General features: G+C 59.8%; 9 protein-coding genes. 8 read left to right on the forward strand and 1 reads right to left on the reverse strand.

What is annotated here, in order from left to right; translation table 11 throughout:
• Nucleotides 1–734 precede the first annotated feature (734 nt).
• The 8 genes from U0023_RS19750 (at nt 735) to U0023_RS19785 (ending at nt 12,297) form a co-directional block, all read left to right on the forward strand.
• A complete protein-coding gene (locus tag U0023_RS19750) occupies nt 735–2,675 on the forward strand; it encodes a methyl-accepting chemotaxis protein (RefSeq protein WP_009491694.1) in 1,941 nt (646 codons plus the stop codon).
• Nucleotides 2,676–2,679: 4 nt separating this feature from the next.
• Nucleotides 2,680–4,140 (forward strand): chemotaxis protein CheW, encoded by a 1,461-nt coding sequence (locus tag U0023_RS19755; RefSeq protein WP_009491696.1) that lies wholly within the window; start codon nt 2,680–2,682, stop codon nt 4,138–4,140.
• On the forward strand, nt 4,137–5,240 hold the full coding sequence (gene cheB / locus U0023_RS19760) for a chemotaxis-specific protein-glutamate methyltransferase CheB (RefSeq protein WP_009491702.1): 1,104 nt from the start codon (nt 4,137–4,139) through the stop codon (nt 5,238–5,240). The genes U0023_RS19755 and cheB overlap by 4 nt, the downstream gene beginning before the upstream one ends.
• Nucleotides 5,237–6,121, forward strand: a complete 885-nt coding sequence (locus U0023_RS19765; protein ID WP_009491703.1) for a CheR family methyltransferase — start codon at nt 5,237–5,239, stop codon at nt 6,119–6,121. Before cheB ends, U0023_RS19765 begins: the two co-directional genes overlap by 4 nt.
• The gene (locus U0023_RS19770) at nt 6,118–8,097 is read left to right on the forward strand and encodes a chemotaxis protein CheA (protein WP_009491704.1); all 1,980 of its coding nucleotides are present in this window, start codon (nt 6,118–6,120) and stop codon (nt 8,095–8,097) included. Before U0023_RS19765 ends, U0023_RS19770 begins: the two co-directional genes overlap by 4 nt.
• Before the next feature lie 371 nt (nt 8,098–8,468).
• A complete protein-coding gene (locus tag U0023_RS19775; RefSeq protein WP_009491706.1) occupies nt 8,469–8,852 on the forward strand; it encodes a response regulator transcription factor in 384 nt (127 codons plus the stop codon).
• Nucleotides 8,849–9,493: a chemotaxis protein CheX gene (locus tag U0023_RS19780; protein ID WP_009491707.1), complete on the forward strand. Its 645-nt coding sequence runs from the start codon at nt 8,849–8,851 to the stop codon at nt 9,491–9,493. The genes U0023_RS19775 and U0023_RS19780 overlap by 4 nt, the downstream gene beginning before the upstream one ends.
• Nucleotides 9,494–9,606: 113 nt before the next feature.
• Nucleotides 9,607–12,297, forward strand: a complete 2,691-nt coding sequence (locus U0023_RS19785) for a PAS domain S-box protein (RefSeq protein ID WP_009491709.1) — start codon at nt 9,607–9,609, stop codon at nt 12,295–12,297.
• 250 nt (nt 12,298–12,547) lie between these two features.
• Here the strand turns inward: U0023_RS19785 and U0023_RS19790 are convergent, their stop codons facing one another.
• Nucleotides 12,548–13,390, reverse strand: coding sequence for a calcium-binding protein (locus tag U0023_RS19790; protein ID WP_009491711.1), 843 nt, complete (start codon nt 13,388–13,390; stop codon nt 12,548–12,550).
• Between the last annotated feature and the right edge of the window lie 401 nt (nt 13,391–13,791).

The raw sequence follows: 13,791 nt of genomic DNA on the forward strand, positions 1-13,791 counted from the left end.
TACGTGGAATCCGATCGCTTGGGGTTCGTGTTGCGAAAGTGCAGCTCGTTCCAATGAACGGGATTTCCATTCATGCGGAGTGATTTAATGAAACATTCAAGTGCTTTCCAAAGCAAGTAGAGCGCACTGGATATTTGGGTGTATGGGCCGCCTACACCAAAGGGTGCAAAGTAGACATAAATGCAGATATAAGGTTGCTTGGGCGAGGTCGTTGCTTTGCTTGGAATTCTCGCGTGACGGGCCGATGACCCATCACGAGAAAAGGAATTTGAGCCTTCCTAAATGGTGATGGAAATCCTCGAGATATACCGGTCCCGAGTGGCATCCGCTGTCTCGCGGATCCCGGTACTTCGCGGCCGCTCGTTCTTTGACCAACTGCATCTAATGTCCGCTGCGGAACGGTTTGGGCCCGTCCGGTCCTGCCGGCTTGCGACCAGCTGCAAGCCCGAAAATGATTCAGAGCTCGATAAAGATTGAGACTTGGCGATTTGCAGGGCGGACGCCTCAGGCGTGCTTCGACCCGAGAGACCCTGGGCGCGCTCGGAGTGGCTGCGCGCGATGAACATGAAACAAGGTTGTCTTCATCGCGTGATTCCGTGGCCGTGCGGCTTGCTAGACCTCCACCGCAGCCTATAAACGTAGCCACTCCGCTTCGGCCCAGCTTGGCGGGACGGCTGTGAGGTCCAGCGTGTGGGTCGAATCCCAAGATTGTGAAGAAACTCCGAAGGCCCTCGATGGCACTGGTCAAGACATCCGAACTTTTAGGCAAAGGCAACCTCCGCCGCGCGAACGGCGATGCGGATCCCGCAGTGGCGGCGCCGACGAAGGGCGGAAATTCGCACCGTCGGACATTGGAGCGCGTCCGCGCTCGGCACCAGAAGGCGGCCGAGCGCATCGGCGCGGCCACGGAGGAGCTGGCCAGCGGGATGACCGAGGCTTCCTCGGCGGCGGACGAACTTCGCCGCGCCATGGAGCAGATCGCCAGTGGTGCGGAGGAGGCGGCAGGTGCCTCGCAGCAATCTCTGACCGCGATCGTGAGCCTGGGCAACTCGTTCTCAGAGGCGCGTCAGCATGCGGAGGCGGCTCGCGCCAAGATCGCTAGCCTTCAGACTCTCCTGATCGAGACGGGCGCGCAGATTGATGCGTCTGTTGCGGCCGTTGCGACCAATGTCGCGCGTCAGAATGCCATGGTCGATGTGGTGGCCCTCCTTGAGAAGCAGGCTGTCGCGATCGGCGGTATTACCCACACCGTCGGCGACATCTCCGATCAAACGAACCTTCTGGCCCTGAACGCCGCCATCGAGGCTGCTCGCGCCGGGGACAATGGCCGGGGGTTCGCTGTCGTGGCCGATGAGGTGCGGGCCCTCGCCGGCACGTCTGAAAAGAGCGCTCAGGATATCCAGGGCCTTGCAGAGGGAATTGTCACCGAAGTCCGCTCCATCGCCGAGAAGATCAGGAACACGGCGGAGACCGGGGCAGGCGAGGCCCGGACCGGCCGTGCCATCGTTGCGGCTTTAGACAAGATCCGTTCCGATATGACTCACCTCGCGGAGGGGAGCCAGTCCATTCTTGCCGCGGCCATCGAGGCCGAGGCGGCCGTCCGCGAGGCGCAACGTGGGGCGGAGCAGGTGGCCAGTGCCGCGGAAGAGCAGGCTGCGGCTGCGGCGGAGGCCCAGCGAGCCGTGCAGCAACAAAGCGTCTCGCTGGATCAGAGTCAGCAGACCGCCCATGAACTCGCGGCTTTGGCCGACGAGCTCCAGGCGAATACCGCGGGATCGTCCAATGCCGAACAGGTCGGATCCGCAGCGGAAGAGCTATCGGCAGCCATTCAGGAATTGTCGGGTGCGGCCGGCGAGATCATGACCGCCGTCGATCAGATCAGTCGGGGGGCGCAGATGCAAGCCGCTGCGACTCAGCAGGCCAATGCCGCGATGGAACAAATCGAGCGGGCCACGGGTACTTCTCGGGACATCGCCGGCCTGTCGGTCCAGCGGACCGAAGAGCTTGCCTCCCTCCTACAGGAGAACCGCTCTGTGACACTGCAGATGACCGCAGGCGTGGAGCGCGGACTCAAGGAGACACGCGCCGTCATCTGCCTCATGGACGATTTGGACGAATCCGGCCGTCGCATCGAGAAAATCGTCGACGGCATTGCCCTTGTCGCGGTCCAGACGAACATGTTGGCTGTCAGCGGCTCGATCGAAGCGGCCCGGACCGGAGAGGCGGGCCGCGGTTTCGCGATCGTCTCCGGTGATATCCGCGCACTGGCGCGGGACGCCTCCGATAATGCCGATCGCATCAAGGAAGTCATCCGGCAGATCCGCAATCAGGTTACACTCGTGAGACGGGATCTGGAGCAGAGTGCGGCCGTCGCCGAGGCCGAGGTTGCGAAGAATGGCCTGATGGCCGAACGGTTGGGTGCGGTGGAAACTGAGATTGCCGCGATTCAGCAGGGCAGCGCTGCCATTTTGTCGGGAGCGGATACGATCCTGATGTCTGTCCGGGAGGTTCGATCGGGCACGCAGCAGGTCGCGACGGTGGCTGAGCAGGCCGGAAGTGCTGCCGCCCAAGCTTCCACAGCCGCGCGGCAGCAGGCACGCGGTGCTGAGGATTTGGCTGCCGCTATCGAGGAGATTGCCTCTCTGGCCGACGAACTCCAGATCGCGGAGTCGTAACAAAATGGTCGAGAAGGCTCCGCTGGCGGCCTCCGAGTTGTTCCTCACAGTGGAAGTGGGCCGCGATCGTTTCGCCCTGCCGGCCGCGGACGTCGCCGAGGTGATCCGGCCGCCGGCCTTGACCCGAGTGCCGCTCAGCCCGCCGAGCCTGCTGGGCGTCGCCAACCTGCGTGGCGCCGTGATGCCGGTTGTATCCCTTCACGGTCTCCTGGGGGACGAGACGAATCCGAGTGCGAGGACCCGGGTCGTTGTCCTGAATCGCAGTACGCCGATCGGCCTTGTCATCGACAGAGTGGCATCCCTGGAGCAGGATGCTGGAGCAGATGCATCGAGGCTTGCAGATGGCGAGCGAACGACCGAACGTCAGATCGACCTCGACGCGCTGCTGTCCCGCAATTTCGGTCACTTCGAGAAACGTGCACAACTCCCTCGTGTCTCAGACAATTCTAATTCGGAGGCCGGAGAGGATGCGAGAGGCGATGAAATTCCTTTCGTCTGCTTCTCGGTCGCAGGTCAGGACTTCGCGCTACCTCTCAGCTATGTTGAAGAGATCGTGACGATTCCAGCCGGGGTTGCGGCTGTTCCTCAGGCGGATGGCGTCATGCTCGGGGTCATGGCTTTGCGAGGGCGTCTGCTCCCGCTCGCCTCCCTCGGCGGGCTTCTCCGCTTGCGAAGCGGCGGGAATGGATTTGACAAATCCAAGGCGCTGGTCGTTCGGATAGGCGAGGCTCTCGTGGGGCTCGTTGCGGATGGCATGAAGGAGATTCTCCGCATTCGCACGGGTGAGATCGATCCTGTTCCAGCTCTCTTGTCGCGAGGCGAGGCAGAGGCGAGAATCCAAGGAATCTGCAGGCTCGAAGGTGGCCGGCGGTTGGTTTCGGTTCTCGCAGCCGAGAGCTTGTTCCGCGATCAGGTCTGGGCCGAGCACGTGGCACCGCACATCGAGAAGAGTTCAGCGTTGAGCATCGATAATGCTTCGAATGACGACGAGCAGTTCATCGTGTTCCGCTTGGGCGATGAGGAATACGGGCTGCCCATCGCGTCCGTGGACGAAATCGTGCGCGTTCCGGAAACCTTGTCTCGCCTGCCCAAAGCTCCCGCCTTCATCGAGGGGGTCATGAACCTGCGTGGGCGCGTCGTTCCGGTGATCGATCAGAGGCGCCGCTTCAAGGTGTCCGGCAACGGGCAAAAACGCCGCGAACGTGTCATCGTGGTCACGATCGACCGAATGCAAGCCGGCTTCGTGGTCGACCATGTCTCCGAGGTTCTCAAGATCCCTCAAACCCAGCTTCGGGCAACACCCGATCTGGCGACAGATGGAAGCCAGGTCATCGACCGGATCGCGAACATCGATGCCGAGAGGCGGATGATCCTGCTGCTCGATCCACGCGAGCTTTTAGACCGGGCAGAGAAGGATCTCCTTGCCGCGATGGGTGGCGATCACCCGGATCGGCCTGCTTCGTGATCCGGTTGCTGATTGTCGACGACTCACCCCTGATGCGACGTCTTCTCGGCAATGTCTTCGCGGCCGAGCGGGATTTCGAGATCGCTTTCGCACGCAACGGTCTGGAGGCTTTAGAACAGATTCCCGTATTCAGTCCGGATGTCATCACGCTGGATATCCAGATGCCCGAGATGGATGGTTTGATCTGTCTGGACCGCATCATGCTGGAGCATCCTTGCCCCGTCGTGATGGTCTCGTCTCTCACGACGGAAGGAGCAGACGCTACGCTCAAGGCTATCGACTTGGGAGCCGTCGATTTCATCACTAAGCCGGGGAGGGCAGTCTCCCTGGAGATCGAGACGCTTGCTCCAATCCTCGTCGAGAAGGTCCGCGCTGCATCCCGGGCGCGCCTGCCGGGGACGTTGAGGCTGGCGGATCGGGTGCGATTGAGGAGCGGGTTGGATTTGAAACCGATGCCGGTCACGCAAAAGCCTCTTCGACCGCTGTCGGCCATACGCAGGAGCAGCAAGGCTAATTCCCCCGTTCGGAATCTTGTTCTCATCGGCACCTCAACGGGCGGCCCTCCGGCCCTGGATGCTCTGCTTTCGCGGCTTCCGCCAGACTTCCCATATCCTGTGGTAGTGGCGCAGCATATGCCGGGATCGTTCACAGGGCCGCTTGCCCGCCGCCTGGACAAGTTGTGCGCGTTGAGCGTCGTGGAAGTCACGCGCCCGATGCCTCTCGAATGCGGAACCATCTACATCGGCAAGGGCGACGCAGACGTGATCGTCAGTATGCGCCCGGATGGTCCGGTCGTGCTGGCCGCCCCGTCCCTTCCCGAGCATCGTTGGCACCCGAGCGTCGACAGGCTCGTCGACAGTGCCATGCAACACTATTCCGCGTCCGGCTTGATCGGCGTGCTGATGACCGGCATGGGAAGCGACGGTGCGCAGGCAATGACCCGGCTTCGAGAGCAAGGCGGACGCACGATTGCCGAATCGGAAGAAAGCGCTGTGGTCTGGGGCATGCCCGGCGAACTCGTCCGGCGAGGTGGCGCGGAAGTCGTCGTTCCCCTGGAGCAGATCGCCGATCGGATCATCGCCATGGCGCGGCTCCCATGAGCAAGCGTCAGCCGCCTGCTCGATCCGCTGAAGAGGGTCGGGAAACCGGAGAACATCTCAGCCCGGATGCGATCCGCAACCTTTGCGAGCTGCTCTACCGCCGCACCGGAATGATCTTCGGTGAAAGCAAGCGCTACTACATAGAAAGGCGCGTTGCAGACCGGATGTCCGCGACGGGGATGCGCACCTTCCCGACCTATTTCTCGCATGTTCAAGCGAGCGAGACCGAGATCGAGAGCCTGATCAACATCTTCACGGTCAATGAGACCTATTTTTATCGTGAGGAGAACCAGCTCCAATGCTTGGGCCGGTCCTTGTTGCCGAACATCGTACGGGATAGGAAACCCGGCGATCTCGTGCGCATCTGGTCGGTGCCATGCTCGACCGGCGAGGAGCCGTATTCGATCGCCATATGGCTTCTCGAGAACTGGCTGATGGTCGACGCCTACCATATCGAGATCGTCGGCTCCGATATCGACACGTGCGCTTTGCAGATGGCTGTAGCCGGTGATTATCGTGAGCGCGCATTGTCCCGTCTGCCGCCCGATGTGATCGAACGTTATTTCGAAAGTCCCTATAACAATTCGCGTAGGATCATTCAGGACATCCGGGAATCCGTGACGTTTACATCGGTCAATCTTGTCGATCGAGCGTCCGTCACGACCCAGGGCCGGTTCGATATCGTCTTCTGCCGCAATGTCCTGATCTATTTCGACGATGCATCGCGTCTTCTGGCAGCCAATCATCTCTACGATGCTTTGAATCCGGGCGGCTACATCTGTCTCGGCCATACGGAGTCGATGAGCCGGATCTCGAACCGTTTCAGGCTTTGCCGTTTCGAGGATGCGATCGTTTATCAACCGCGGGAGGAGGATCGATGACGGACGACCTCCTTGAGCACTTCATCGTTGAGGCGCGCGAACTGGTTCAGCAGGCCACCGACGATCTCCTGGCTCTCGAACGCGATCCTGCCAGTGCCGTCCATCTGGATAGCGCCTTTCGAGCCATTCATACGCTGAAGGGCTCAGTGGGGCTGTTCGATTTCGCTCCCATGGGGCATGCGCTCCACGCGGCAGAGGATCTTTTAAGCGCGCTCAAAGGGCGACAAGCACGCCTCGACGGCGACGCGATCGACATCCTCCTTCAATGTATCGGCCAAACGGACCGCTGGGTTGGCTTCATCGAAGAAAGCGGGCAGCTTCCGCCGGAGGCCGTCGAAGAAGGACAATGCCTTGCAGGAGGGCTGCGGTCACAGCTTGGTCAGGAGAGCGAGGCACCTGCTCCCATGGTTCCCGTTGCCGATATCGGGTGGGTCGATGCCTTACAAGCGACCATCGATGCGAAGGCGCGTGACGCTTCGCTCATAGCGGTCCGGTACAGCCCGAGGGTTGATTGTTTCTTTGCCGGCGACGATCCCCTGGCGCTTCTGCGATCGGTTCCGGACCTTGTGGCACTCCGCGTGGTCGGCAGGGACCCATGGCCTCCTCCCGCAGAGATCGATCCTTTCGCCTGCAACCTCCTGATCGAAGCAATATCCGCCGCTCCGTTCGATGCCGTGAAGGCCGTTTTCCGTTTCGTGCCTGATCAAGTGGCGATTCATGATTTGAGCGCGCATGGGACCCGTGAGCCTGACAGAGCCGGAGCCGAGGGGCCTACAGGCCATGATCCGCTTGCATCCGATGGATCGGGTGCGCGGGTCATAAGGATCGATGCCACCCGGATCGATCGTCTCGCGGATCTCGTCGGAGAGATGGTCGTTGCCAAGAACGTCTTGGCGCATCTTGTCTCCCTAGGTGACGGATTGGATCGGGCCGCTCTGGTCCAGGGCATTCAGACAAGTCATGCTGCCATCGATCGGTTGGTCGGTGACATGCATAGGGCAGTCATGGATGTGCGCATGATGCCGATGCGCAAGGTTTTCCGGCGCTTTCCGCGGGCTGTTCGCGAGATCGCCGCGCAACTCGGAAAGACCGTCGATTTCTTCGTGGACGGCCACGATGTCGAGGCGGACAAATCTGTCGTGGAGGGCCTGTCCGAACCTCTGGTCCATGTGCTGCGCAATGCCGTTGCCCATGGTGCGGAGCCAGATGCAATGCGCCTCGCCACAGGAAAGCCAGCTAAAGCGAGGATCGATCTCCGCGCCCGCCGCGAAGCGGATTGGGTCGTTGTCGAAGTGAGCGACGATGGATCGGGCATCGATCCCGCGACGATCCGGCGGACAGCCCTGGGGCGTGGCGTCGTTTCAGGGGATCAGCTCGCTCGGATGAGCGATGCGGAGGTCACAGATCTGATCTTCGCTCCTGGGTTCTCGACCGCGGAAAAGGTTACGGATTTGTCCGGTCGCGGGGTAGGGATGGACGCGGTGCGCACTGCGGTCAAAAGGCTGGGCGGCCAGATCAGCGTTCACAGCGTGCCCGGGCGAGGAACGACGATCCGTTTTGCCCTGCCGCTCACCGTCGTCATGACAAAGGCCATGCTGATCCGCGTCGGGGGCGAGACCTATGGAATCCCGATGGATGATATCTTGGAGACGACCTTCGTTCCGGCCTCTCGCATCCTACCCATCCAGGAAAGCGAGGCCTTTGTGCTGCGCGACCGGACGCTTCCATTGGTGCGGCTCGCCGATCTCCTCGACATCCCCTCCCAGGTTGTTCCCGGAACCGGTACAAAGGTCGTCGTCATGCGGGTTGAAGGTGAAAAAGTCGGACTCGCGGTCGATGGATTTGCCGAGCGCATGGATGTCCTGATGCGACCCATGACCGGCCTCCTGGCCGGAATGCCCGGACTTATGGGCACAACCCTGCTCGGTGACGGCGGCGTCCTCATGATTCTCGATGTCCCGGGGTTGATCGGATGAGCGTGCGTTTGGAAGGTGCAGTCATCCTGCTCGAGGGGCCGTGCCGGGCGGAGGACGCCGAGCCCCTCCTTGCGTGGCTCCAAGCGGACGGAAGCCGCATTGTGGACCTGACAACCGCGGAGCATCTTCATGGAGCAGTGTTTCAGGTTTTGATGGCTTTGAATCCGGAGATTCGAGGAGAAGGAAAAGATGCTTTCGTTCGTGACTGGCTGAGCCCTATTCTAACGGCGGCAAAGCCTCATCGCCCGGAGTAGAACGGTGCCTGAGCAGTTGTCATTCCGTCCGTGTACTCTAAAAGATAAAATTACTTTTCTGTTTCAAGCAGAACCGGCCAATATTGGCCGTTGTGATCCCGCTGGCGGAGCATCTGAGTGCCTACAACCGTACTGATCGTCGACGACAGCAAGCTGGCGCGCATTGTCGCGGGCAAGGCCTTAAGCGCTCTGCAGCCCGAATGGGAGCGTATCGAGGCCGGCAATGCGCACGATGCTCTGGCGACCTTCCGCGAGAAGAAGATCGACATCGCGATGATCGACTTCAACATGCCGGACAAAGATGGGCTGGAACTGGCGGCCGAGTTGCGAGCCCTCCAACCGACGATGCCTATTGCGGTCATCACCGCCAATATTCAGGATGAAGTGATTGCCCGCGCAAGAGAGGTGAATGCCACATTTGTGAGCAAGCCTCTGACGGAGGATAGCTTGAGAGGGTTCATCGCGGGAGCCGCTTTGCGCCTTCGGTCGGGCGGCGCATGAGCATGATGAGCGGTGGTGTCCTCCTATCCGATCTCGAACACGATGCTCTGACGGAAATCGTCAATATCGGGGTCAGCCGTGCCGCTTCGAGCCTGCGCAAGATGGTCGGCGAAGAGGTCCTTCTGTCGGTTCCCTCCATCGAGATCATGGCTCCTCAGAACGCAGCCCGCCTCATCGGCGAGCGCGAAACGGACAGCCTCGTTGCTATCCAGCAGCAGTTCGAAGGTGCCTTCTCCGGGCGGGCGCTGTTGATTTTTCCCGAGGCGACCAGCTTCGATCTCGTCAAGGCCATCATCGGGAACGACGTGCCGCCGGAGCAGATCGTCGAGATGGAGCAGGAAGCTCTGGCGGAGACAGGCAACATTATACTGAATGGCTGCCTTGCGACCATGGCGAACATGCTGAAGCGCTCCCTCAATATCTCGCTGCCGGAGGTCATTCGCGGCGACGGTATGAGGCTCTTCACGGATGCGCATGAATCTTCCGATGAAGGACTCGTTCTTTTCCTCTACATCAATTTCTCCGTCCGGAACCGCGATATTCGAGGTTATATCGCCATGCTGATGGATTTGCCGTCGCTCTCAGCGCTCAAGGAACTGATCGCGTGCTTCATCGACCGGGTCATGGGAGACGAGGCTTAGACGATGGTCTCCAAGATTCGCCTCTACGTTTCTTACCGCATATGACGGCGCCAATCCTATCTCAGGGTGAAGCACGGAAGGCTATCGAAGCCGCCGCCGGAGAGCTGCGCTTCATGGCAGGTCGGGTTTTCGGGGCTTTCGAGAAATCCGGGCTCCCGATGATCGCGACGGATCCCCGAGCTCCGGACAATCCGATCGTGTACGTCAACGATGCCTTCTGCAAGGTCACCGGTTATTCGCCGGAGGAGGCGATCGGGAGGAACTGCCGCTTCCTCCAGGCTCCCCGGGTGGACGATAATACCGTCACGCGAATTCGAGAAGCGATCTCGGCTGGGAGGGCAATCTCGGCTGAACTGCTCAATCGTCGCAAGGACGGAACGGAATTCTGGAACCATCTTTTCATTACGCCTATCTCCGATGGAGGCAGCGATCCTCGGTTTTTCCTGGCGACCCAGGTCGATGTCACCCAGGCCTACGAGTCACGAACGGTGCAGGCTGCGCTCGAGGCGAGCCAGAAGGAGCTTGACCAGACCAACGAGCGGCTTCGGCTTACGCTGACCGTTGCCGGAACAGGAGGCTCGTGGGATTGGGACATTCCGAACGGACGCTTGACCGGGGATGCGCGCTTCGCCGCGCTTCATGACCTGAATTCCTCCGAGGCGGCAAAAGGGCTGCCGACCGAGGCCTTTTTCAAGGCGATTCACCCGGACGATCGCCGCAGAATTCGCCTTGCCGTCGGTGGCATTCTCAACGGGGCGGAGATCTTTTCGAAAGAATATCGTCTGTTGGCCTCGGACGGTTCGGTCCGCTGGGCGCTGGCGCGGGGACGTTGCCACTATGGCAATGACGACAGGCCCGTGCAGTTTACGGGCGTCGTTACGGACATCACCGAACAGAAGCATGTCGAGGAGCGTCTTCGAATTGCGCAGAGTGCCGGCGGCATCGGGACGTTCGAGTATGTGGATGGCTACGCCACCGTGAACGTTTCGGCGGAGTTCTGTCGTCTCCTCGGACTTCATGCCAGCAACGTTCTCCCGGTTCGGACGGTCAATTCCCTCATCGAGCCAGGCGATCGCGTCCTCGTGGAGCAGAGTTCTGGCGGTGGTGCCTCCTATGTCGAGTTCCGGATAAGACGCGCGGATGACAAGAAGCTTCGCTGGCTCGCCCGCAGGGGCGAGTATGTGCGCGATGCGGAAACGGCCGGGTTACGCTTCATCGGCGTCATCTACGACATCACGGCAGCCAAGGAATCGGAGGCGAGGCTCCGAGAGCTGAACGAGAAGCTCGAAAACCGCGTCGAGGAGCGCACTCGCGAGCGCGACCGACTCTGGAGCTTGTCGAGCGATCTGTTCAGCGTTTGCGACAGCGGCGGCTATCTCAGTGCCGTGAATCCAGCCTGGACGGAACTCCTGGGATATCGGGAGGACGAGATCGTCGGAACCCGGGTCGATGCCTGGATCCACGAAGAGGATCGGGAATTGGGCAACACCCTGCTTGAGACCTTGAAACAGGGCAAGGCGATTACCGACATCGATCTTCGCGTTCCGGCGAAGGACGGGTCCCATCGGTGGATCAACTGGACCTTCGCTCCCGCAGAGAACGTCTTCTATAGCGTCGGCCGCGACGTGACCCAGCGCAAGCAGCTTGAGGACCAGCTTCGGCAAAGCCAAAAGATGGAGGCTGTCGGGCAGCTGACGGGTGGTATCGCCCACGATTTCAACAATCTTTTGACCGGCATCGTCGGCTCGCTCGATCTTCTGCAATCGCGCATGGCGCAAGGGCGGCTCGAGCGACTTGATCGCTATATCAACGCGGCGACGGTCTCGGCCAACCGCGCCGCCGCGCTGACGCATCGTCTTCTGGCTTTCGCCCGGCGGCAGCCGCTCGATCCGAAGCCGGTCGAAGCCAATCGGCTGATCCTTTCGATGGAGGAACTTCTTCGACGGACATTGTCTGAGGCGATCCAGCTCAGGATATCCGCGTGCGAGGGTCTTCCACTGACGCTTTGCGATCCTAACCAACTGGAAAGCGCCATTCTCAATCTTGCGATCAACGCCCGGGATGCCATGCCGGACGGCGGGGTGCTCACCATCGAGACGTCGATCTCAAAGCTTGATCGCACCTGTGCCGCGTCACAGCAGGGTATTGTCCCAGGCCGTTATGTCACGATCAGCGTCTCCGACACGGGAACCGGCATGCCTGCCGATGTGCTGGCGCAGGCTTTCGATCCGTTCTTCACGACAAAGCCGCTCGGCGAAGGAACGGGCCTCGGCTTGTCCATGGTTTACGGTTTCGCAAAGCAGTCCGAAGGCCATGTCCGGATCTACAGCGAGGTTGGGCAAGGCACGACGGTGACGATCTACCTTCCGTGCCACGCGGGGGAACTGGACGGTGAGGTCCCGGCGCCTGCGTCGAGCGAAACTCATCGGGCCGGGGCGGGGGAGACGGTCCTGGTCGTCGAGGACGAGCCGGTCGTCCGCTCCCTCATCCTCGAAGTCTTGGCTGATCTCGGATACCAGGCTTTGGAAGCGATGGACGGCCCGTCGGGCCTCAAGATCCTGGAGTCGAAGCAGCGGGTCGATCTGCTCGTCAGTGATGTGGGTCTTCCTGGTCTGAACGGTCGCCAACTCGCCGATCATGCCCGTCTAGTGCGACCTCACCTGAAGGTGCTCTTCATCACGGGCTATGCCGAGCAGGCCGCCATCGCATCCGGATTCCTGGCGCCTGGCATGGAGATGATCACGAAACCCTTCGCCATTGAGGATCTGGCTGCACGGATCCGCGAAATCCTCGCAAAGGGCTGATCGATATTGAGGCACTTCTCATCGTCAAAGCCTGCAAACTCGTAACGGACATAGGTACGCAGTGCGGATAGACAAAAAATTCGTGCCGTAAGGGGATGCGCAGTCCTACAGATATCTGAGCAACGGGGGAGTGTTCACGGCATCCTCGTCAAGGCCACGTAAATGTGTAAAGCCGCAGCAGGCGCTGCGGCTTGAACACTGATGCTGTTGAAGGCGTATTGCTGCCGACAGTATTTGACCGCGGCCCAGCTCAGACGATAAAGAAATCCTTCTCTGTGATCGGAAGATGCTTCGAGAGCTTTGCGATCAGCTTCTTCGCAGCCGATCCCGTGCCGTCAGGGTCGTAATACAGGTCGCCAGTATGATCATTGTAAATGATTCGGTCGTTTTTGTCGTGCGCTGCGCTACCCGTCCAGAATGCACTCGCCTTCAGTCGCCCCAGAGGGCCAAGTTTGGTGAAGACATCTTTCTCCAAGTGGATGCTGTCGTACTTCACAGAGAAATCCATGATCGTGTCCACGTTGGATTTAACCGGATTATTCTCGAAAAGGAATATGTCGGAGCCGGTTCCGCCCTTCAATGTGTCATTGCCAAGTCCGCCGGACAGATAATCATTTCCGGTTGAGCCCGATAGCTTGTCATTGCCACGACCGCCGTACAGCCTATCGTTACCGCTGCCACCGTCGATGCGGTCGTTGCCGCCGTATCCCTTGATCATGTCATTTCCGGTCCCGCCGGAGATGCTGTCATTGCCATCATTTCCCAAAAGCCAATCGTCGCCGTTTCCACCGTCGATGGCGACCGCACCGTATTGGTAGCGAGGCGTGGTCAGGTCAACGATATCGTTTCCATCGCCGCTGAAGATCTGCGTTACGTTGATCAAACGCGGTGTGTCCGTGTTCGATGTGTCGAGATAAATCAGGTCTGCATCAGCCGTGCCGAAGATGGTAAAGGAGTCGCTCGCATCGCCCCAGGTTGCGAGGCTTGCACGCCCATATACCTGGGTCGACGTGCCGGACGTAGGTTCGCCAAGCGTCCCCATGTCGGTGAACGCGTCGAACTTGAAAGTTCCGTCCCAATTCAGAAATTGCATAATGCTGACCTCAACCGATGACTTGGCCCCGTTGCTGACGCGTGATTTCTCTGAGCAACTAGAAGAGAATTGCTGTTATACGTCGCAAAAGCATATGTGGTGAATGCAACGTCATTAAAGACACTTAAACGTGTATCACACTTAAAGATGATATCTCTAAAACTGGAAGTATTATGCGCCTAATTCTAAAATGGTATTTGTTATGTAAAACCAAATCCGCTGGCTATAATTGATATATACCGAAAAATTGATCTACTCACATGGAATGGCCGGATCCGGATGCTAGGGTTTCAAGGGCCGCCAGGTCACTCTGACTGGTTACCCCTAACGCGCTTAGGCAGCTTCACTTTATCTCACTTAGGTTTCCTGTCCTCAGCAGGCATGCTGATCTGATCATCTCC

Source organism: Microvirga lotononidis (assembly GCF_034627025.1).
GTDB lineage: Bacteria > Pseudomonadota > Alphaproteobacteria > Rhizobiales > Beijerinckiaceae > Microvirga > Microvirga lotononidis.

What these genes read in the sequence shown, in the direction of transcription:
- U0023_RS19750 (WP_009491694.1), top strand. Translation starts at nt 735, where the DNA reads ATGGCACTGGTCAAGACATCCGAACTTTTAGGCAAAGGCAACCTCCGC.
- U0023_RS19755 (WP_009491696.1), top strand. Translation starts at nt 2,680, where the DNA reads ATGGTCGAGAAGGCTCCGCTGGCGGCCTCCGAGTTGTTCCTCACAGTG.
- U0023_RS19765 (WP_009491703.1), top strand. Translation starts at nt 5,237, where the DNA reads ATGAGCAAGCGTCAGCCGCCTGCTCGATCCGCTGAAGAGGGTCGGGAA.
- U0023_RS19770 (WP_009491704.1), top strand. Translation starts at nt 6,118, where the DNA reads ATGACGGACGACCTCCTTGAGCACTTCATCGTTGAGGCGCGCGAACTG.
- U0023_RS19780 (WP_009491707.1), top strand. Translation starts at nt 8,849, where the DNA reads ATGAGCATGATGAGCGGTGGTGTCCTCCTATCCGATCTCGAACACGAT.
- U0023_RS19785 (WP_009491709.1), top strand. Translation starts at nt 9,607, where the DNA reads ATGGCAGGTCGGGTTTTCGGGGCTTTCGAGAAATCCGGGCTCCCGATG.
- U0023_RS19790 (WP_009491711.1), bottom strand. Translation starts at nt 13,390, where the DNA reads ATGCAATTTCTGAATTGGGACGGAACTTTCAAGTTCGACGCGTTCACC.